At 63.6% G+C, this 18,944-nt stretch carries 19 protein-coding genes; 15 read left to right on the top strand and 4 right to left on the bottom strand.

Annotation, left to right across the window (positions count from 1 at the left end; genetic code table 11):
• The first annotated feature begins 6 nt into the window (after nucleotides 1–6).
• The 14 genes from AC5ZG5_RS03670 to AC5ZG5_RS03605 all read left to right on the top strand — a co-directional run bounded on the left by AC5ZG5_RS03670 (nucleotide 7) and on the right by AC5ZG5_RS03605 (nucleotide 12,744).
• Nucleotides 7–1,089: an alpha/beta fold hydrolase gene (locus tag AC5ZG5_RS03670; RefSeq protein ID WP_456641311.1), complete on the top strand. Its 1,083-nt coding sequence runs from the start codon at nucleotides 7–9 to the stop codon at nucleotides 1,087–1,089.
• Nucleotides 1,086–1,685 (top strand): GNAT family N-acetyltransferase, encoded by a 600-nt coding sequence (locus AC5ZG5_RS03665; protein ID WP_130226601.1) that lies wholly within the window; start codon nucleotides 1,086–1,088, stop codon nucleotides 1,683–1,685. Before AC5ZG5_RS03670 ends, AC5ZG5_RS03665 begins: the two co-directional genes overlap by 4 nt.
• Nucleotides 1,686–1,863: 178 nt before the next feature.
• Nucleotides 1,864–2,340: a phasin gene (locus tag AC5ZG5_RS03660; RefSeq protein ID WP_208819848.1), complete on the top strand. Its 477-nt coding sequence runs from the start codon at nucleotides 1,864–1,866 to the stop codon at nucleotides 2,338–2,340.
• Nucleotides 2,341–2,551: 211 nt separating this feature from the next.
• A complete protein-coding gene (locus AC5ZG5_RS03655) occupies nucleotides 2,552–3,838 on the top strand; it encodes a DUF445 domain-containing protein (protein WP_456641058.1) in 1,287 nt (428 codons plus the stop codon).
• Nucleotides 3,839–4,022: 184 nt separating this feature from the next.
• Nucleotides 4,023–4,748, top strand: coding sequence for an esterase/lipase family protein (locus AC5ZG5_RS03650; RefSeq protein WP_456641310.1), 726 nt, complete (start codon nucleotides 4,023–4,025; stop codon nucleotides 4,746–4,748).
• A 217-nt stretch (nucleotides 4,749–4,965) separates the two neighbouring features.
• Nucleotides 4,966–5,835 carry a phenylacetic acid degradation operon negative regulatory protein PaaX gene (paaX, locus tag AC5ZG5_RS03645; protein WP_456641057.1) on the top strand — a complete coding sequence of 290 codons (870 nt, stop codon included), beginning with the start codon at nucleotides 4,966–4,968 and terminating at the stop codon, nucleotides 5,833–5,835.
• Between the two features lie 75 nt (nucleotides 5,836–5,910).
• Entirely contained in the window at nucleotides 5,911–6,903 is a 993-nt protein-coding gene (gene paaA, locus AC5ZG5_RS03640) for a 1,2-phenylacetyl-CoA epoxidase subunit PaaA (protein WP_456641056.1), read from the top strand.
• A gap of 11 nt (nucleotides 6,904–6,914) precedes the next feature.
• Entirely contained in the window at nucleotides 6,915–7,202 is a 288-nt protein-coding gene (paaB, locus tag AC5ZG5_RS03635; RefSeq protein ID WP_027581720.1) for a 1,2-phenylacetyl-CoA epoxidase subunit PaaB, read from the top strand.
• A 108-nt stretch (nucleotides 7,203–7,310) separates the two neighbouring features.
• The gene (gene paaC / locus AC5ZG5_RS03630) at nucleotides 7,311–8,087 is read left to right on the top strand and encodes a 1,2-phenylacetyl-CoA epoxidase subunit PaaC (RefSeq protein WP_456641055.1); all 777 of its coding nucleotides are present in this window, start codon (nucleotides 7,311–7,313) and stop codon (nucleotides 8,085–8,087) included.
• Nucleotides 8,081–8,584: a 1,2-phenylacetyl-CoA epoxidase subunit PaaD gene (gene paaD, locus AC5ZG5_RS03625; protein WP_456641054.1), complete on the top strand. Its 504-nt coding sequence runs from the start codon at nucleotides 8,081–8,083 to the stop codon at nucleotides 8,582–8,584. The genes paaC and paaD overlap by 7 nt, the downstream gene beginning before the upstream one ends.
• Before the next feature lie 2 nt (nucleotides 8,585–8,586).
• A complete protein-coding gene (gene paaE / locus AC5ZG5_RS03620) occupies nucleotides 8,587–9,666 on the top strand; it encodes a 1,2-phenylacetyl-CoA epoxidase subunit PaaE (protein ID WP_456641053.1) in 1,080 nt (359 codons plus the stop codon).
• A 90-nt stretch (nucleotides 9,667–9,756) separates the two neighbouring features.
• On the top strand, nucleotides 9,757–10,221 hold the full coding sequence (gene paaI / locus AC5ZG5_RS03615) for a hydroxyphenylacetyl-CoA thioesterase PaaI (RefSeq protein ID WP_208819865.1): 465 nt from the start codon (nucleotides 9,757–9,759) through the stop codon (nucleotides 10,219–10,221).
• Nucleotides 10,222–10,241: 20 nt separating this feature from the next.
• Nucleotides 10,242–11,573, top strand: a complete 1,332-nt coding sequence (gene paaK, locus AC5ZG5_RS03610) for a phenylacetate--CoA ligase PaaK (protein WP_456641052.1) — start codon at nucleotides 10,242–10,244, stop codon at nucleotides 11,571–11,573.
• A gap of 166 nt (nucleotides 11,574–11,739) precedes the next feature.
• A complete protein-coding gene (locus tag AC5ZG5_RS03605) occupies nucleotides 11,740–12,744 on the top strand; it encodes a quinone oxidoreductase family protein (RefSeq protein WP_456641051.1) in 1,005 nt (334 codons plus the stop codon).
• Between the two features lie 130 nt (nucleotides 12,745–12,874).
• Here the strand turns inward: AC5ZG5_RS03605 and AC5ZG5_RS03600 are convergent, their stop codons facing one another.
• From AC5ZG5_RS03600 to AC5ZG5_RS03585, 4 genes are all read right to left on the bottom strand, one after another.
• Nucleotides 12,875–14,101, bottom strand: a complete 1,227-nt coding sequence (locus AC5ZG5_RS03600) for a bifunctional alpha/beta hydrolase/OsmC family protein (protein WP_456641050.1) — start codon at nucleotides 14,099–14,101, stop codon at nucleotides 12,875–12,877.
• A gap of 174 nt (nucleotides 14,102–14,275) precedes the next feature.
• Complete coding sequence (locus AC5ZG5_RS03595; RefSeq protein WP_028164973.1) at nucleotides 14,276–14,941, bottom strand: sulfite oxidase-like oxidoreductase; 666 nt, start codon at nucleotides 14,939–14,941, stop codon at nucleotides 14,276–14,278.
• A 6-nt stretch (nucleotides 14,942–14,947) separates the two neighbouring features.
• Nucleotides 14,948–16,270, bottom strand: coding sequence for an MFS transporter (locus AC5ZG5_RS03590; protein ID WP_456641049.1), 1,323 nt, complete (start codon nucleotides 16,268–16,270; stop codon nucleotides 14,948–14,950).
• Between the two features lie 251 nt (nucleotides 16,271–16,521).
• Nucleotides 16,522–17,949 (bottom strand): amidase, encoded by a 1,428-nt coding sequence (locus AC5ZG5_RS03585; RefSeq protein WP_456641309.1) that lies wholly within the window; start codon nucleotides 17,947–17,949, stop codon nucleotides 16,522–16,524.
• Nucleotides 17,950–18,053: 104 nt separating this feature from the next.
• On the opposite strand from AC5ZG5_RS03585, the gene AC5ZG5_RS03580 reads away from it, so the two are divergent.
• A complete protein-coding gene (locus tag AC5ZG5_RS03580) occupies nucleotides 18,054–18,899 on the top strand; it encodes an alpha/beta hydrolase (RefSeq protein WP_456641048.1) in 846 nt (281 codons plus the stop codon).
• Nucleotides 18,900–18,944: the final 45 nt, after the last annotated feature.

The following is an 18,944-nucleotide window of genomic DNA, read 5'->3' as shown; positions in this document are numbered from 1 at the left end:
CCCTCGATGAACGCGTCCTTGGGGATCGACGCAGCGTCGATCGCGGAGCGCATTCAATCCGAGGTGCAGCGGGCGATCCAGCGCAGCATCAAGGGTGTCGAATATTTCTCGACCTCGGGTCCTGCGCTCGGCTCTACGCCAAAGGATGTGCTGGCCAGCCGTGGAACCATGCAGCTCTACCACTATCGACCGCTGGCGGATGAAATCTATCGCGTGCCGGTCCTGATCGTGATGGCCACCACCAATCGCGGCTATATCCTCGACATGGTGCCCGGCCAGAGTTTCATCGAATTCCTGCTCAGGCGCGGCTACGACGTCTACATGCTCGACTGGACCGCGCCGAAACCGGAAGAGAAGAATCTCAGGATGGAGGATTACGTCCTCGACTTCATTCCGGACTGTGTTCGCCGGGTGCAGCAGGATTGCGGCGAGACCGATGTCTCCGTCATCGGCTATTGCTTCGGCGGCGTGCTGTCGCTGCTCTATGGCTCGATCTTCCACGACGGGCCGATGAAGAATTTGATCTGCTTCACCACGCCGATCGACTTCCGCGAGATGACGCTGTTCTCGAATTTCGCCGACCGGCGCTATTTCGACGTCGACCGCCTGATCGATAGCGTCGGCAACATGCCGCCCGAACTGATCCTGTCATCGTTCGAGATGCTGCGGCCGGCTTCGCGCGCGGCAAGCCAGGTGCAGCTCTGGGACAACATCTGGAACGACGAGTTCGTGAAGTCGTACCGGATGTTCGACCGCTGGGCGACCGACACGCTGCCGCTCGCCGGCGACTATTTCCGGACCATCACCAAGGACCTGATGTGGGACAACAAGCTCTATAACGACGCCATGTCGGTCGGCGGGCGTCCGGCGAAGCTTGCGAACGTCAAGGTGCCGATCCTGCACGCTGTCGCCGAGCACGATCACATCGTGCCCTATGAGGCGGCGCGACACTTGATCGCGAAAGTCGGCTCGACCGACAAGGAGGAGGTGGTCCTCAAAGGTGGCCATGTCAGCCTGGTCGCCGGCGCCAATGCGATCAAGCGGCTGTGGCCGAAACTGGATTCCTGGCTGGGGCAGCGATCGACATGAGTGAGACACGTCCTTATCCACGGCGCGTCAAGACCGAGGCCGGCGAGATCGAATTCCGTCTGATGTCGCGCGCCGACGAAGCCGCGGTGCTGGCTTTCGCGCAAAAGCTGCCGACGCATGATCTGCTGTTCCTGCCGCGCAACATCAGCGAGCCGAAGGTGCTATCGGCGTGGCTCAACGACATCGACCGCGGCGACATCATGAGCCTGCTGGCGCTGAGGGATGGCGTCGTGATCGGTTGCGGTACGCTGGTGCGCGACCGTCACTCCTGGTCGCCCCATGTCGGCGAGATCCGGATGGTGGTGTCCTTGGACGTCCGCGGGCAGGGGGTGGGGCGGGCGCTGGCGCAGGAGACGTTTGCCATTGCGCTCAGCGCTGGCCTCGAGAAGCTGTCGGTGCAGATGACGGTCGACCAGCGCAGCGCGATTGCCCTGTTCGAGGGCCTCGGCTTCCGGGCCGAGGCGCTGCTCCGCGACCATGTCCGGGATGTCGCCGGCGCGACCCACGACATCGTGGTGCTCGGGCACAATGTGGCGCAGGTCCGGGCTCAGATGGAGGCCTACGGCCTGCCGGGGGCGGTCGAGCCGCAGGTTTGACCAGCCTGCAGCCTGCCTGACGGGCAATTCGCCCGATATTACGACTGTTCACAGATTTGTGATATTGCACCGCAACATATATATTGCGATGCACCATTAACCATGGCATAAGGATGACGCCCTGGGCCAGATTTGGACGGGGTGAGCCCATAGCTCTAACCGAGGATGGAGAGACCCTATGACCACCGAGACCAATTCCGTTTTTGATAGCGTCAAGCAGGCCTTTGCGCCTGTGACCGAAGCTTTTACCAAGCTGCAAAACCTGGAAGTGCCGGAAGCCGCCCGTGAGTTCGTGAAGAAGCAGGCCGAGACCGCCAAGGTTCGTGCCGCAGACTTGCACGCCGGCTCGGAAAAGGTGACCGCCGTGATCGAATCCGCCGTTGCCGGTTCGGTTTCCGAGGCCGCCAAGATCAGCCGCAATATCCAGGAGGCGATCTATCAGGACGCGGAAGCGTTCTTCAACGGTATCGACAAGCTGGCTTCCGCCAAGTCGCTGAACGAAGCGGTGCAGATCCAGTCGGACCTGGTGCGTGCGCGCGGCGAAGTGTTCGTGTCGCGGGCCAAGTCTGCGACCGAATATGTCGGCAAGCTCGTCACCGAAGGTGCGAAGTCCGCGCAGGACAATTTCGCCAAGGTCTACAACAAGACGGCCTGATCGCGGCAGGCCTGCCAACTCTGGTTTTCCGAAGGGCCCGCCGGTTGCGGGCCTTCTTTTTTGTTGCTCCGTTATGCCCGGGCTTGTCCCGGGCATCCACGCGCTTTCTTGCCGCATGCACCGAAACGTGGATGGCCGGGACAAGCCCGGCCATGACGGCGGCGGGTGTGGCGCGATATGATCGCAGCCAACCAACTGTCGTTGAGCTGTCATGACCCTTCCCGCCACCTTCACCATCGCCACTCCCGCCGACGCGATCCGCGCGGCGGAGTTGCGGCGCGTGAAGTGGCTGGCGACCGGGGTATTAGTTGCGACGTTCGTGCTGTTCCTCGTCGCGAAAGGGCTGTTGCCGGTGCATCCCGTGTTCGGCTTCATCGCAGCCTTTGCGGAAGCGGCGACGATCGGCGGGCTCGCCGACTGGTATGCGGTGGTCGCCTTGTTCAAGCGTCCCTTGAGATTGCCGATCCCGCACACCGCGATCATCCAGAGCAATCAGGGCCGCATCGCCGAGAAGCTCGGCGAATTCATCGAGAAGAATTTCCTCGAAGCAGGGCCGGTGGAGGCCAAGCTGCGCGAGATCGATTTCGGCGCTTTCATCGCCGACTGGCTGCGGGACCGCAAGCGCTCGACCGATCTCGCTCGCTTTCTGCTGCGTCTGTTGCCGGAGGCGTTCTCGGCGACGGAGAATTCGGGATTGATGAAGTTCGTCAGCCGCCGCGTCACCGCGCAATTGCTGGCGATCGATCTGGCGCCGCTTGCCGCCGGCACGCTGCGCGGCTTCGTGCAGGAGGGAAAGCACGAGGGCCTGCTCGACGACATCCTGCGCGTCCTGCACCAGACGCTGACGACGAAGGAGACCATGGCTGTCATCCGCGACAAGGTCCGCGCGGAAATGCCGACGCTCCTGAGGCTCTATCGCGCCGACAAATTCGTCGTGAACCGGATCATCGCCTCCGCGACGAAATTCTTCGAGGAAGTCCGTGACGATCCGAAGCATCCGTTCCGCGGCGAGTTCGACCGCATGCTGCTGTCGTTCGTCGAGCGGCTCGGCAGCGATCGTGCCTTTGCCGATCGCATCAACCGATTGAAGCGCGATCTGCTGGCGCGGCCGGAACTTGAAGGCCTCGCGCGCAACATCTGGTCGAACCTGAAGGACTTCATCGAACGCAGCGCCTCTGGAGAGACGCAGGTCCTGCAGCAGTATCTGGCCAGGATGTTCGTGGAGGCGGGTGAAGCGCTGGCCGGCGACACTGAGCTGCGCGCCGAGATCAACGAGGGGTTGGTCGCGATCCTGCGGACAGTGGTCGCCGATCAGAAGAGCGGCGTTTCGACCTTCATCGCCGATCAGATGAAGGCCTGGGACATGCAGCAATTGATCTCGCTGCTCGAGATCAACGTCGGCAGGGACCTGCAATATATTCGCTTCAATGGTTCGCTGATCGGCGGCCTTGCCGGATTGATCTTGTACACCATCGAATATTTGCTGCGGCTGGTGTGACCGATCGGGTACGCGAGTTTTTGTTGTCATCTATGTGATCTGGTTAGCTTGAAAGTAGAAAGCCGTTTCCCTAGCTTTAATTGCGTATTGATCCGTTGGCCGGCTGCCGCAATGCGAAGGCCGGCGGGAAGGAGATGCCGTGCCCCTTGCCGCAGAGACGCTTCGCCCGCCGTCCAGGACGTTGATGCTGTTGGAGGGGCGCGCCATCCACGAACTCGGCGCCTTCCTCGGCGCTTTGCCGCTGTTGAGCCTCGCGCCGCGCGGCGATGGTCATCCGGTGCTGGTGCTGCCCGGCCTCGTCGCATCGGATCTCTCGACGCGGCCGCTGCGCGAGTTCCTGAGTAGCAAGGGCTGCGCGGTCAGCGGTTGGCGCCAGGGCCGCAATCTCGGCCTGCGCGCGGGCGTGCAGCAGGCGATGGTCGATCTCGTGCAGGAGATGAACGACAGCCATGGCCGCAAGGTCTCGCTCGTCGGCTGGAGCCTCGGCGGCCTCTATGCTCGCCAACTCGCCAAGATGATGCCTGAGCGCGTGCGCCAGGTGATCACGCTCGGCAGCCCCTTTGCGGCCGGGCCAAAATCGACCAACGCCTGGCAGGTCTATGAGATCGCGAGCGGCCGCCGCGCCGAGGAAGAGGACCCGCGCTTCGGTGGATCGCTGGCCAGCGCGCCTCCGGTGCCGACCACGGCGATCTTCAGCCGCACCGATGGCATCTGCGCCTGGCAAGGCTGCCGCGAGCAGGCCTCGGCGATGTCGGAAAGCATCGAGGTCGAAAGCAGCCATTGCGGCATGGGCCACCATCCCGCCGCCGTCTACGCGGTCGCCGACCGGCTGGCGCAGCGCGAAGGAGAGTGGGCGCCGTTCGATCGTGGCGGCTGGCGCGCCATGGTTTATCCGGATCCGAACCGGTAGGTTCCCACCTCGCCCCGCTCTTGCGGGGAGAGGTCGGATTGCGAAGCAATCCGGGTGAGGGGAGTCTCCGCGCACTCAGAAATATCGAATTTGCGGAGGCGGCTCCTCACCCCAGCCCTCTCAGAGCGAGCTGTGCTCGTCTCGGCCCCGCAAGAGCGGGGCGAGGGAGCAGAGCCACCATTGTCGCCCCAACGCGAAACGCGGTATGCGTGGACGCATGCCGCAGCCGCTTGACCGCATCATCGACCAGTTGAAGCGCGAGCCCTCGCGCACCGGCTCCATCGTCATCACCGTGTTCGGCGACGCTATCGTCCCGCGCGGCGGCTGCGTGTGGCTCGGCACGCTGCTGGATTTCTTCGCCTTCCTCGACATCGACGGCGGCGTGGTGCGCACCGCGATGTCGCGGCTCGCCGCCGACGGCTGGCTCGAGCGCAACAAGGTCGGCCGCAACAGCTTCTACCGACTGAATGAGAGGGGCCGGCAAACCTTCGACACCGCGACCAGGCACATCTACGATCCGCCGCCGCCGGACTGGACCGGGCGTTTCGAACTGCTGCTGATCGGCAATGGCGAGGATCGCGATGCCGCGCGCGAGGCGCTGAAGAACGCCGGCTTCGGCAGTCCGCTGCCGGGCGTGTGGGTCGCGCCGTCGGGCGTGCCGATCCCCGAAGAGGCCGCTAGCGCCATCCGTCTGGACGTTTCGGCCGAAGATGAAAACGGGCGGCGGCTGCTCAGCGAGAGCTGGCCGCTCGATCGCACCGCGGATGCCTATCAGAAATTCATCAGGACGTTCGAGCCGTTGCGCGGCTGGCTCGCGCGTGGAGAGGAACTCACCGACGCGGACGCGTTCACGGCCCGCATCCTCCTGATCCATTACTACCGCCGCGTGGTGCTGCGCGATCCGCTGCTGCCGAGCGCGCTATTGCCGAAGGACTGGCCGGGGAGTGCAGCGCGAAAGCTCTGCGGCGAAATCTATCGCGGCGTGCTGGCCTTATCCGAACAATGGCTTGACCGGCATGCGACCACTGAGGATGGGCCGCTGCCGAAGCCCGGCGTGGAACTTTCACGGCGGTTCGAGGATGCGTAAATATATTACAAGAATGCTTGCAAGAATTAGAATTTTGATATAGATCAAAGACAATAAAAATTCGGGAGGTCGGGCATGTACACGCAGACGCTGAATACGTCTGACGCAGATGACCGCAATGTCGAGGACGCCGCGCGCGCCACCGCGTTTCAGGCGCGCATCGATGCCGACGAGCGCATCGAGCCGAACGACTGGATGCCCGCGGCCTATCGCAAGACGCTGACGCGGCAGATTTCCCAGCACGCTCATTCCGAAATCGTCGGCATGCTGCCCGAGGGCAACTGGATCACGCGCGCGCCGACGCTGCGCCGCAAGGCCGCGCTGCTCGCCAAGGTGCAGGACGAATGCGGCCACGGGCTTTATCTCTACGCCGCCGCCGAGACGCTCGGCACCTCGCGCGAAGAGCTCGTCGACGCGATGCTGACGGGCAAGGCGAAGTATTCCTCGATCTTCAACTATCCGACGATGACCTGGGCCGACATCGGGACCATCGGCTGGCTGGTCGATGGCGCCGCCATCATGAACCAGATCCCGCTGTGCCGCTGCTCCTATGGCCCTTATGCGCGGGCGATGATCCGCGTCTGCAAGGAGGAGTCGTTCCATCAGCGCCAGGGTTTCGAGATCATGCTGACGTTGTGCCGCGGCACCGATGAGCAGAAGGCAATGGCGCAGGATGCGCTGAACCGCTGGTGGTGGCCGGTGCTGATGATGTTCGGCCCGCCCGACAAGGTGAGCCAGCACAGCGACACCTCGACGAAATGGAAGATCAAGCGCTTCTCCAACGACGAGCTGCGGCAGAAATTCGTCGATGCAACCGTGCCGCAGGCGCAGTTCCTCGGCCTCACCATTCCCGACTCCGAGATGAAGCAGGACGAAGCCGGCCACTGGGTGCCCGGCCCGATCGATTGGGCCGAATTCAAGCAGGTGCTCGCGGGCAACGGCCCTTGCAACCGCGATCGTCTCGCTGCGCGTCGTAAGGCGCATGACGAGGGCGCCTGGGTACGCGAGGCGGCGGCCGCTTACGCCGAGAAGCGCAGGCGCCGGCAGTTCGCGCAGGCTGCTGAATAAAGGAGGCCGAGATGGCCACGCCGAATAGTCCGCTCTGGGAAGTCTTCATCCGCAGTCGCAACGGGCTTGCGCACAAGCATGTCGGCTCGCTGCATGCCGCCGACGCTACGCTGGCGCTGCAGGCCGCGCGCGACATCTACACCCGCCGCGGCGAGGGCCTTTCGATCTGGGTGGTGCCGTCGAGCGCGATCACCGCCTCCGACCCGGCCGAAAAGGGCATGATGTTCGAACCGGCGGAGTCGAAGATTTACAGGCACCCGACGTTTTACGACGTGCCCGAGGAAGTCGGACATATGTAGCCGTCATTGCGAGCGAAGCGAAGCAATCCATAGTGCCACTTGCGGAGACGTGGATTGCTTCGTCGCTTCGCTCCTCGCAATGACGACTGAACAAGCAGGTGGATCGCTATGGCCGTCGCCAACATCCAAATCTCCGAAACGCCGCTCGTGCTCTACACATTGCGGCGCGCCGACGATGCGCTGATCCTGGGCCACCGTCTGTCGGAATGGTGCGGACACGCGCCAACGCTCGAAGAGGACATGGCGCTCGCCAATATGGGGCTCGATCTCCTCGGACAGGCGCGCGAGCTTTACAGCTACGCCGCCAAGGTCGAGGGCAAGGACAACGACGAGGACAAGTTCGCTTATCTGCGCGACGTCAGGCAGTACCGCAATCTCCTCCTGGTCGAGCAGCCGAACGGCGATTTCGCGCGCACCATGGTGCGGCAGTTCTTCCATGCCGCCTTCGCCGATCTCTATTGGCGTGCGATGATGCAGTCGAAGGATGCGACGCTCGCGGCGATCGGGGCGAAATCCGAGAAGGAGAGCGCCTATCATCTCAGGCATTCGTCGGAATGGATCATCCGGCTCGGCGACGGCACCGAGGAAAGCCATCGCCGCGCACAGACGGCGATTGAGGATCTCTGGTCCTTCACCGGCGAGATGTTCGCCGTCGACGACTCTGAGCGCGGTCTGATCGATGCCGGTATCGCAGTCGACCCGGCGCTGCTGCATCCGCAATGGCTGAAGACGATAACCGCTGTGGTGGACGAGGCGACGCTTCGCTTGCCGGCGAGCAACTGGATGCAGCAGGGCGGCCGCAGCGGCCGGCACAGCGAGCATCTCGGCCATCTCCTCAGCGAATTGCAGTCGCTGCAGCGAACCTTTCCGGGGGCGACATGGTGAGCGCTGTCATCAGCAATGCCGATCTGCGCCGGCGCGCCTGGGACGCGGCTGCACAGGTGGTCGATCCCGAGATTCCCGTGCTGACCATCGCCGATCTCGGCGTGCTGCGCGATGTCGCGGTTCAGGACGGGCGGGTCGAAATCGCGATCACGCCGACCTATTCCGGCTGCCCCGCCATGAACGTGATTGCGCTGGAGATCGAGCTGGCGCTCGAGCGCGAGGGCATTCGCGGCCCGAAGATCCGCACTGTGCTATCGCCGGCCTGGACCACCGACTGGATGAGCGAGGATGGCCGCCGCAAGCTGAAGGAGTACGGCATCGCACCGCCGCTGCCCGGCAGCTCACGCCGCGCGCTGTTCGGCCGGCAACGGGTGGCGTGTCCGCAATGCGGGTCCGAAGACACCGAATTGCTGTCCGAATTCGGCTCGACCTCCTGCAAGGCGCTGTGGCGCTGCAGGAGTTGCCGCGAACCATTCGATTATTTCAAGTGTCATTGACCATGTCACTCGCCCCCCGATTCCATCGCCTTGCCGTTAACGACCTGCGCCGCGAGACCGCGGACGCGATATCGATGACGTTTGCGATTCCGAAGGAACTCGCAAGCGATTACAGCTTTGCGCCTGGTCAATATCTGACGCTGCGCACCATGCTGGACGGCGAGGAAGTACGCCGATCCTATTCGATCTGTTCCGGCCCTGATGATGGCGAATTGCGCATTGCCGTGAAGAAGGTCGATGGCGGCGCGTTCTCGAACTGGGCGGCGGAAGACCTTAAAGCCGGCGACGAACTCGATGTGATGACGCCGACCGGCCGCTTCGGCGTCGCGCCGGCGCCGGAGGAGGCCCGGATTTACGTCGGCTTTGCCGCGGGAAGCGGCATCACCCCGATCCTGTCGATCGTCAAGGGCGTGCTGGCGCGCGAGCCGCAAAGCCGCTTCTTCCTGTTCTACGGCAACCGCTCGACCTCAGGCATGCTGTTCCTCGAAGAGCTGGAGGAATTGAAGGATCGCTTCCTGCAGCGGTTCTCGCTGTTCCACGTCATCTCGGGCGAGGAGCAGGACATTCCGATCCTGCACGGCCGGCTCGACGGCGAGAAGGTGAGGGTGCTGTTGCGCTCACTGGTGCCGGCGGCAAGTGTCGATCACGTCTTCATCTGCGGCCCGATCGGGATGAACGAGGAGATCGCGGCGACCTGCCGCGACCTTGGCCTCGGCGATGACAAGATCCACGTCGAGCGCTTCGTCTCCGAGTTCGGCGGCAAACCGCGGCCGAAAAAGATCGTGGAGCCGGGCGCACCGCCGAAGGCGCTGGCCTCGCTGATCATCGACGGCAAGCGGCGCGAGGTGCCGGTTGCGGACGGTGAAGCCATCCTCGACGCGGCGCTGCGTGCGGGCATCGATCTGCCCTTCGCCTGCAAGGGCGGCATGTGCTCGACCTGCCGCGCCAAACTGGTCGAAGGCAAGGCGGAGATGGAGCTGAACTATTCGCTGGAGCCGTGGGAATTGCAGGCCGGGTTCATCCTGACCTGCCAGGCGCGGCCGTGCTCGGACAAGGTCGTGGTCGATTACGACCACGTATAGAGCTTCAAGTCGCGTTGACAGGTAGGGCAGCGCGTCTCACAAATCATGCCAAGAGGCCCATGTAACGGGCCCGCCGACAGGGAGTTGAACGTGAACGTCAAGGCCACGCTTTCGCCTGAGGACCTCGCCCGCGCCTGCGCCGAGGCGATGTGGAAGGAGGACGACGCCAGCAAGGGCCTCGGCATGGAGATCGTCGAGATCAAGCCGGGGCAGGCGACGCTTGCGATGACGATCGCGCCGCACATGGTCAACGGCCAACGCATCGCCCATGGCGGCTTCATCTTCACGCTGGCCGATTCCGCGTTCGCCTTTGCCTGCAACAGCCACAATGAACGCGTCGTCGCCGCGCAAGGCAGCATCACCTTCATCCGGCCCGGCAGGCTCGGCGACCGCCTGATCGCCACCGCACGCGAGATCTCGCGCAACGGACGGTCCGGAATATATGACGTCCGCGTCACGGCAGGCGATGATGTGATCGCCGAATTTCGTGGCCATTCTCGCGTGATCGGCGGCTCATGGCTGCCGACAGCGGACAACGAGACCAAGCAAAAATAGACGATCGAAGGAAACGCGCCATGGCCGTGCCAAAGCTCAAGTCGACGGGAAGTGGTTACAGCGCTGAGATGGACGAAACTGAGGGCGCCTCGCGCGATGCGATCATGGCACTGCAGACCAAGCGGCTGGCATGGTCGCTGCAGCACGCCTATGACAACGTTGCGCATTACAAGCGCGTCTTCGATGCGGCCGGCGTGCATCCGTCCGATTTCAGGGAGCTTTCCGACCTCGCGAAATTCCCCTTCACGGCCAAGACCGACCTGCGCGACAATTATCCGTTCGGCATGTTCGCGGTGCCGCGCGAAAGACTGGTGCGCGTCCATGCCTCCTCCGGCACGACAGGCAAGCCGATTGTGGTCGGCTACACGCAGGCCGATATCGACATCTGGTCGGACGTGATGGCGCGCTCGATCCGCGCCGCCGGCGGCCGCCGCGGCATGATCATCCACAATGCCTACGGCTATGGCCTGTTCACCGGTGGCCTCGGCGTGCACTACGGCGCCGAGCAGCTCGGCTGCACCGTGGTGCCGGTCTCCGGCGGCATGACCGAACGTCAGGTGCAGCTCATCAACGACTTCCGGCCCGAGATCATCACGGTGACGCCGAGCTATATGCTGGCGATCCTGGACGAGTTCAGGCGGCAGCGGCTCGAGCCGCGACAATCATCGCTGAAGTTCGGCATCTTCGGCGCCGAACCCTGGACCAACGCGATGCGCGCCGAGATCGAGCACGCCTTCGACATGGACGCGACCGATATCTATGGCCTGTCGGAGGTGATCGGCCCCGGCGTTGCGCAGGAATGCGTGGAGAGCAAGGACGGGCTGCACATCTGGGAAGATCATTTCTATCCTGAAGTGATCGATCCCGAGACCGGACAAGTGCTGCCCGACGGCGAGAAGGGCGAACTGGTCTTCACCTCGCTGACCAAGGAAGCCTTTCCCGTGATCCGCTACCGCACCCGCGACCTCACGCGCTTGCTGCCGGGCACCGCCCGGCCGGGCATGCGGCGGATGGAGAAGGTGACCGGCCGCTCCGACGACATGATCATCCTGCGTGGCGTCAACGTGTTTCCGACCCAGATCGAGGAGGCGCTGCTCGCGACCGATTGGTGCGGCGGCCATTTCATCATCGAGCTGTCGCGCGAAGGCCGCATGGACGAGATGACGGTGCTCGCCGAAGCCCGCCCCGAAAGCTGGGACGGCAGCGGCCTTGCCGTGCATGCCGAGAAGGTCTCGATTTTCATCAAGAATACGATCGGCATCACTGCGCGCGTTCAAGCCGTCGCCCCCGAAACCCTGGAGCGTTCGCTCGGCAAGGCCAAACGGGTTTACGACAAGCGACCGAGGGGGTAACTCTCACCCGCACAGCAACTGGCAGCTCAGGATGATCGGGTAGGTTCCCGTCATTGCGAGCGGAGCGAAGCAATCCATCGCGCCGCTTGTGGAGACGTAGATTGCTTCGCTCCGCTCGCAATGACGGGCTGGTACCACCCAACCCCCGTAACGGACCAACGCCTCAATGCCGACATCAAGCAACCAATCAATCCAAGCCCGCTGCGTTCGCCTGCTGGCCAAAGCCGACAACCCTGCCGCGCTTGCGCCGACCGTGGAAACACACGCGCTCTCACGCGCCGCGAACGAGGTGCTGATCGAGATCAAGGCTGCCGCCGTCAATCCATCCGATGTGAAGGCCGCGACCGGGCTGATGCCTTACGCGGTGTTTCCACGCACGCCGGGCCGCGACTATGCCGGCGTCGTCATCGACGGGCCCGAGGGGTGGATCGGGCGCGAGGTGTTCGGCTCGTCCGGCGATCTCGGCATTCGCCGCGATGGCACGCATGCGACGCATCTCGTGGTCGAGGCAGACGCAGTGATGGAAAAACCTAAGGGCATTTCATGGGAGGAGGCCGCCGGCATCGGCGTGCCCTTTGTGACCGCGATCGAAGGCTTTCGCCGCGCCGGGCTGCCGAAGCCAGGCGAGACCGTGCTGGTGATGGGCGTCAATGGCAAGGTCGGGCAGGCAGCGGTGCAGATCGCGACCTGGCAAGGTGCGAGTGTCATCGGCGTGGCCCGCAAGAGCGAGCCCTACGAAGGCCACAGCAACGCGAAGGTCGAGATGATCGATGCCTCAAGCACCGATGTGGCGGCGCGCGTGCGCGAACTCACCGGCGGCAAGGGCGCCGACATCGTCTTCAACACGGTTGGCGATCCCTATTTTCAGGCCGCGCACAAATCTCTGGCGCTGCGTGGGCGGCAGATCCTGATCGCGGCGGTTGACCGCATCGTGCAGTTCAACATCCTCGAATTCTATCGCGGTCAGCACACCTATGTCGGCATTGATACGCTGGGCCTGTCGTCGATTGCGACCGGCGCTGTGCTGCGTGAACTCGGCCCCGGAGTTGCGAGCGGGCACCTGAGGCCGTTTCCGATCAAGGCGAGCGCGATCTATCCGCTGGAGCAGGCGCGATCAGCGTTTTTCGCCGTCGCCGGCTCCTCGCGAGACCGCGTGATCCTGCGGCCGTGATGGATTGACGCCGTCATTGCGGGGAGCGGAAGCGACGAAGCAATCCATGCCTCAGCAAGTGGCGAGATGGATTGCTTCGCTTCGCTCGCAATGACGCCAATGTCCGGCGGCTAGCGGGTGCAAGACTTTCTCAATCCGCGGCCTTCGTCACGATCCGCACCTCCGACGTCAGCGTCCGGTGCACCGGGCACTTGTCGGCGATCTCCATCAGCCGCTTGCGCTGGTCGTCGTCGAGCGAGGGGCCATCGATCTTGATGACACGGTCGATCTGGTCGAGCATGCCTTCGCGCGTCTCGCACTCCGCGCAATCCTTGGCGTAGATCTTGCTGTGCGTCAGCGTTACCGTGACGCGATCGAGCGGCAGCGCCTTGCGGTCGGCGTACATGCGCATCGTCATCGAGGTGCAGGCGCCAAGTCCCGCGAGCACGAGATCGTAAGGGCCGGGCCCTGAGTCCTTGCCGCCGACGGCGGCCGGTTCGTCCGCCAGCAATCGGTGCGGGCCGACGGTGACGATCTGTTGGAACTTGCTGTCGCGCGTCTCGCGCACCACGACACGGCGCGGCGCCTCGGTGAGATCTACCGGAGGCCCGAGCACCGCCGGCCCGACATAGCGCTCCGACCAGGCCGCGATAACGTCGGCGGCATAGCTGGTGTCTCGCTTGTCTGCGAGGAGATGATCGGCGTCGGCGAGCGAGACGAAGCTCTTGGGGTGCTTTGCCGCGATGAACAGCTTGGTGGCGTTCTCGATGCCGACGGTGTCGTCGGTCGGCGTATGCATGATCAACAGCGCCTTGTGCAGCTTTGCGACCTGCGCCAGCAGATTCTGCTCGGCGATGTCATCGAGGAATTCGCGCTTGATGCGGAACGGCCGGCCGGCGAGCGAGACCTCGACTTCACCTTGCTCACGGATGTTCTCGACCTGGTCCTTGAGCAAGTGGGTGACGTGGGCGGGATCGGACGGCGCGGCGATGGTGACGATGGCCTTCGCCTCCGGAATCTGCGCGGCCGCGGCGAGGATCGCGGCACCGCCGAGGCTGTGGCCGATCAGGAGATCGGGCGCTTTGCGGGTTTCGCGCAGGTGATCGGCGGCGCGGACGAGATCGGCGACGTTGGAGGAGAACGTCGAATTGGCGAAATCGCCTTCGCTGGAGCCGAGCCCCGTGAAATCGAAGCGCAGCACCGCGATGCCTTTGGCGGCAAGCGCGACCGCGATGCGCTTGGCGGCCAGCACGTCCTTGCCGCAGGTGAAGCAATGCGCAAACAGCGCATAGGCGTGAATCTCGCCGTCAGGCGTGTCCAACGCGGCGGCGAGCTGGTGTCCTTCCGAGCTTGCGAACTGGAAGCGTTCAGTCGGCACGGCTACCCTCCATCACGGTTTCCCTTCACCTCTCCCATAGGGAGAGGTCGGCGTGCAGCGCCGGGTGAGGGGTTCAGGTCCCTCGATAGAGCGTAACCCCTCACCCGAATTTCTCGCTACGCTCTAAATTCGACCTCTCCCTACGGGAGAGGTGAAGAACGCCACCGACAACAGTCAATCACCCGAATAACGTTCTTCCTTCCAGGGATCGCCGCGGTTGTGATAGCCGCGGACTTCCCAATAGCCGGGCTTGTCCTGCGTCACGAATTCGATCGCCTGCAGCCATTTGGCGCTCTTCCAGAAATAGAGATGCGGCACCACGAGCCGCACGGGGCCGCCATGCTCTTCGGTCAGCGGTTTGCCTGACCAGCCATGCGCAAGCAGCGCGTCCTCGGCGGCAAAATCCTCAATCGCCAGATTGGTGGTGTAGCCGTCATAGGAATGCAGCACCACGAAGCGCGCATCCTCATGTGGCTGGCAGGCGGCCAAGAGATCGCGGGTCGCAAGACCCTGCCATTGATTGTCGTAGCGCGACCAGGTGGTGACGCAATGGATGTCGGAGACGAATTGCGATTGCGGCTGCGCGGTGAACTGCGCCCAATCCCAGAACACCGGATGTTCCACCGCGCCATAGACGTCGAGCCGCCAGCGCTCGCGGGGAATCTCGGGCGTCAATCCGAGATCGAGCGTCGGCCAGTCGCGGGTGAGATGCTGGCCCGGCGGCAGGCGTTGCTCGTCGGGACGCGTGATCCTGCCGGTGAGGAAGCGGCCTTCGCGCGCCCAGCGCTCCTTGCTGCGCGTCAGCTTGCTTTCCGGCGGCGGCTCCTGGTCGTCAGCCATTTGTCGTCACTCGTGGCGATGCATCGCTGATTCATGCTTGGTGTCGCGCATGGTTGCATAGATCAGGAGCGAGAGGAAGATCATGCCGCTGAGGTAATAGTAGAACCATTGTTCGTGACCAAGGCTCTTGAAATAGAGCGCGATCGCGGGCGCTGTGCCGCCGAACAGAGACACCGTGATCGCATAGGGCAGGCCGACGCCGAGCGCGCGGACATTGGTCGGAAACAGTTCGGCCTTCACCACAGCGTTGATCGACGTGTAGCCGGCGGTGAAGATCCAGGCGCCGCAGATCAAGAGGAACGCGATGAAGGGCGATTTGGTATCTTTCAGCGTGGTCAGGATCGGAACGGTCGCGAGCGTGCCGGCGACACCGAAGAAGATCAGGAGCGGCTTGCGGCCGATCCGGTCGGACAGCGCGCCGTAGAGCGGTTGCAGAATGGTCGCGAAGATCAGCGAGCCGAAGATCACGAAAGTGGTTTGGTCCTCGGTGAGGCCGACCGACAATTTGACGAAGGTCTGCATGTAGGTGGTGAAGGTGTAGAAAGCCGCGGTGCCGCCCGCGGTCAGCCCGACCACCAGCAGCAATTCGCGCGGATAGTTCAGAAGCTTCGTGATCGAGCCGGTCGGCTTGCTGACCTTCTTTGCTTCCTCGAAGGCGTCGGTCTCCTGCAGGCTGCGCCGCATCACCGCTGCGATCACGGCAAGCGCCGCACCGATCGCGAAGGGAATCCGCCAGCCCCAGTCCTTGAGCTGTTCCGGCGTCAAGAACACCTTCTGCAGCAGGAGCAGCACGATGATCGCGGTGAGCTGGCCGCCGATCAAGGTGACGTATTGGAAGCTCGAATAGAAACCGCGATTCTTGGCGTCGGCGACTTCGCTGAGATAGGTGGCGCTCGCGCCATATTCGCCACCGAGGCTGAGACCCTCGATCACGCGCGCCAGCGCAAGGATCACGGGCGCGGCAAAGCCGATCGTGGCGTAGGTCGGCGTCACCGCGATGATCAGCGAGCCGAAGCACATGCAGACCACGGAGATCGTGAGCGACAGCCGGCGTCCGTAACGGTCGGCGATGAAGCCGAACAGCCAGCCGCCGAGCGGTCGCATCAGGAAGGTCGCGGCGAATATCACGGCCGCATTGAGCTGCTGCACCACCGGATCGTTGCCGGGAAAGAACGCTGGCGCGAAATACAGCGCAAACGCCGTGTAGGCGTAGAAGTCGTACCACTCGATGAGATTGCCGACCGAGCCGATGAAGATCGCCTTGATCCGTCGTTCGACGTCACGAATGTCGATGGGCTCGTCGGCGATCCTAGCGGCCTGATCTGTCATATTGGAACTCCACGCACGGCAATTTGATCATCCGGCCCGACACACTTCACGAGGTCGGGAACTGGTTGCGGCCCCGGTAGCACGTCAAATGTCGCCAGCGCAATTGCCGATGGGCGTGTCTTTCTCCTCTCGATAGCCCTCATCCTGAGAGCCTGCGGAGCAGGCGTCTCGAAGGATGGGCCCCGGGTGAGATCGGGGCCTCATGGTTCGAGACGGCGCTGCGCGCCTCCTCACCATGAGGGGAGAGATCCTTATCTCGGCGCCCGCGGATCGATCGGAGTGGTGCAGTGCACGCCCAAAATATCCTCCAGCACCTTCGCGCCGGCCAATAGCTGAGCTTCGCCGCGTGGCGGTGCCACCATCTGCAATCCGACCGGCAGGCCGGAGGCGGTGAAGCCGCAGGGCAGGGACAGCGCCGGACAACACGCAAGTGTGATCGCATAGACGATGCCGAGCCACTGCACGTAATTGTCGAACTTCTTGCCGTCGCATTCAGCGACATAGCGGTTCTCGATCGGGAACGGCGCGACGATGGTCGCAGGCGTCAGCAACAGGTCGTAGCTGCCGAAGAATTCGAGGGTGCGCGCCGTCATGGCGACGCGCTGGGCCTCGGCGCGCTCGAGTTGCTCGACCGTCAACTTCAGGCCTTCCTCGATGTTCCAGATCACCTCCGGCTTGAGCATGTCGCGCTTGGTGCGAAGCAGCGCCGCCTTGGTTACAGCGAAGTCGAACGCGCGCAGCACGTGGAAGCATTCATGAGCTTCGCTGAGGTCGGGATACGCTTCCTCGACGATGGCGCCTGCTTCGGCAAAGCGTTCCGCCGCGCTGCGCGTGATCGCCTTTACTTCGGGATCAACCGGGGTGATGCCGAGGTCGGGCGAATAGGCGATGCGTTTCGGCCTCTTGCCGGAGCGCGTCGCTGACAGGAACGACGCCGTCGGCGCCGGCAGCGACAGCGGGTCGGCGGCATACTCGCCGCTCATCGCGTCGAGCAGCAGCGCGAGATCCTCGACGTTGCGCGCCATCGGGCCGTGAACGGTCAGGTTGCGATCGATCATGGCGCTCGGCGTGTGGGCGACGCGGCCGATGCTGGGCCGCATTCCGACGATGCCGCAGAAGCTGGCTGGATTGCGCAGCGATCCACCCATATCGGTGCCGTGGGCAAGCCATGCCATTCCGGTCGCCAGCGCGACCGCCGCTCCGCCGGAAGAGCCGGCTGCCGAGCGCGACGTATCCCAGGGGTTCAACGTCGCCCCGAACACTTCATTGAAGGTGTTGGCGCCGGCCCCGAATTCCGGCGTGTTCGACTTGGCGTAGACCACACCGCCATTCGCTTCCAGATTCGTGACGACGATATCGGACCTGGTGGCGACGGTATCCTTGAAGATCGGCGATCCCTGCGTGGTGCGCACATCAGCGACATTCGTGAGATCCTTGATCGGCACCGGCAGGCCGGCGAGCAGGCCACGCTCAGGGGCCGGCTTCTGCATCAACGCCTTGGCGTGCTGCCGGGCACGGTCGAAGCACAGGATCGGGAGCGCGTTGACCTTGTCGTCGACTTCGGTGATCCGTTTTTCCAGGACATCGAGCAGGTCGAGCGGGGTGACCTCGCCAGATCGCAATTTGTCGACGACTGTGCAGGCGCTCTCCCGCACCAGGCCTTGATCCGTCACTCGCATCTCCATTGATTGCAGTTCGTAATAGCGGAGGGAATAGTGCTCTAGACCAATTTCCGGAAAAGTGGAAACGTGCTGGGGGAATGGCTGGAACCGGAGATCTGCTGATGACGACACCCTTCTCTGCGCTCGATTGGCGCGACATGAGCCAGGAGGAGCGAGACCGCGGCCTTAACAACGGTGCCGCAGTTTTAGGCAGCGGTGATATCGTTGCGGGCTGGGGCGAGCGCTCCGCCGAGCTGCGCAAGCGCTATCCCAATCACATCGATCTCCGCTATGGCCCGCGTGAGCGCAACCGCATCGATTTCCTCAAAGCGGGCGAGCGCGCGCCGACGCTGCTGTTCATCCATGGCGGCTATTGGCAGATGCGGTCGAAGGAGTTCTTCACCGTGATGGCTGAAGGAGCGATGGCGCATGGCATCAATGTCGCGCTGATCGGCTATACGCTCGCACCGGAGGCGACGCTCGACGAGATCGTCGCCGAGATCCACGCCGGCATCGACTTCCTCGCGAAACAGTTGCCGGCGCTGGGCGCGGCCGAAACCGAGCTTGTGGTGTCCGGCTGGTCGGCCGGCGGTCATCTGACCGCGATGGCGCTGTCGCATCCGCATGTGCGGGGCGGGGTCGCGATCTCTGGCATCTATGATCTCGAGCCGATCCGGATGAGCTATCTCAACGTCAAGCTCGGGCTCGACGAGGCGGCTTCCCACCGCAATTCTCCGATGGAGCAGGCGGGCGGGCCGCCGAAGCCGCTGTCGCTGGTGGTCGGCAGCGGCGAACTGCCGCTCTTGCGCAAGCAGACCGCCGATTTTGCCGGGCACCGCGCCAATTATGGATTGCCGGTGACGTATGAGGAGATTCCCGGCGCTGACCATTTTTCAATCATGGACGAGATGATGTCGCCGAAGGGACGGATCACGACGCTGATTCGGCGGCTGTGCGAGGGCGAGTGAGGCCAACGTCATTGCGAGGAGCGTGAGCGACGAAGCAATCCATAC

Source organism: Bradyrhizobium sp. Ses1 (genome assembly GCF_059512365.1).
This window is presented reverse-complemented; position numbering and strand designations above follow the sequence as displayed.

What these genes read in the sequence shown, in the direction of transcription:
- AC5ZG5_RS03670 (WP_456641311.1), top strand. Translation starts at nt 7, where the DNA reads ATGAACGCGTCCTTGGGGATCGACGCAGCGTCGATCGCGGAGCGCATT.
- AC5ZG5_RS03665 (WP_130226601.1), top strand. Translation starts at nt 1,086, where the DNA reads ATGAGTGAGACACGTCCTTATCCACGGCGCGTCAAGACCGAGGCCGGC.
- AC5ZG5_RS03660 (WP_208819848.1), top strand. Translation starts at nt 1,864, where the DNA reads ATGACCACCGAGACCAATTCCGTTTTTGATAGCGTCAAGCAGGCCTTT.
- AC5ZG5_RS03655 (WP_456641058.1), top strand. Translation starts at nt 2,552, where the DNA reads ATGACCCTTCCCGCCACCTTCACCATCGCCACTCCCGCCGACGCGATC.
- AC5ZG5_RS03650 (WP_456641310.1), top strand. Translation starts at nt 4,023, where the DNA reads ATGCTGTTGGAGGGGCGCGCCATCCACGAACTCGGCGCCTTCCTCGGC.
- paaX (WP_456641057.1), top strand. Translation starts at nt 4,966, where the DNA reads ATGCCGCAGCCGCTTGACCGCATCATCGACCAGTTGAAGCGCGAGCCC.
- paaA (WP_456641056.1), top strand. Translation starts at nt 5,911, where the DNA reads ATGTACACGCAGACGCTGAATACGTCTGACGCAGATGACCGCAATGTC.
- paaB (WP_027581720.1), top strand. Translation starts at nt 6,915, where the DNA reads ATGGCCACGCCGAATAGTCCGCTCTGGGAAGTCTTCATCCGCAGTCGC.
- paaC (WP_456641055.1), top strand. Translation starts at nt 7,311, where the DNA reads ATGGCCGTCGCCAACATCCAAATCTCCGAAACGCCGCTCGTGCTCTAC.
- paaD (WP_456641054.1), top strand. Translation starts at nt 8,081, where the DNA reads ATGGTGAGCGCTGTCATCAGCAATGCCGATCTGCGCCGGCGCGCCTGG.
- paaE (WP_456641053.1), top strand. Translation starts at nt 8,587, where the DNA reads ATGTCACTCGCCCCCCGATTCCATCGCCTTGCCGTTAACGACCTGCGC.
- paaK (WP_456641052.1), top strand. Translation starts at nt 10,242, where the DNA reads ATGGCCGTGCCAAAGCTCAAGTCGACGGGAAGTGGTTACAGCGCTGAG.
- AC5ZG5_RS03605 (WP_456641051.1), top strand. Translation starts at nt 11,740, where the DNA reads ATGCCGACATCAAGCAACCAATCAATCCAAGCCCGCTGCGTTCGCCTG.
- AC5ZG5_RS03595 (WP_028164973.1), bottom strand. Translation starts at nt 14,941, where the DNA reads ATGGCTGACGACCAGGAGCCGCCGCCGGAAAGCAAGCTGACGCGCAGC.
- AC5ZG5_RS03590 (WP_456641049.1), bottom strand. Translation starts at nt 16,270, where the DNA reads ATGACAGATCAGGCCGCTAGGATCGCCGACGAGCCCATCGACATTCGT.
- AC5ZG5_RS03585 (WP_456641309.1), bottom strand. Translation starts at nt 17,949, where the DNA reads ATGCGAGTGACGGATCAAGGCCTGGTGCGGGAGAGCGCCTGCACAGTC.
- AC5ZG5_RS03580 (WP_456641048.1), top strand. Translation starts at nt 18,054, where the DNA reads ATGACGACACCCTTCTCTGCGCTCGATTGGCGCGACATGAGCCAGGAG.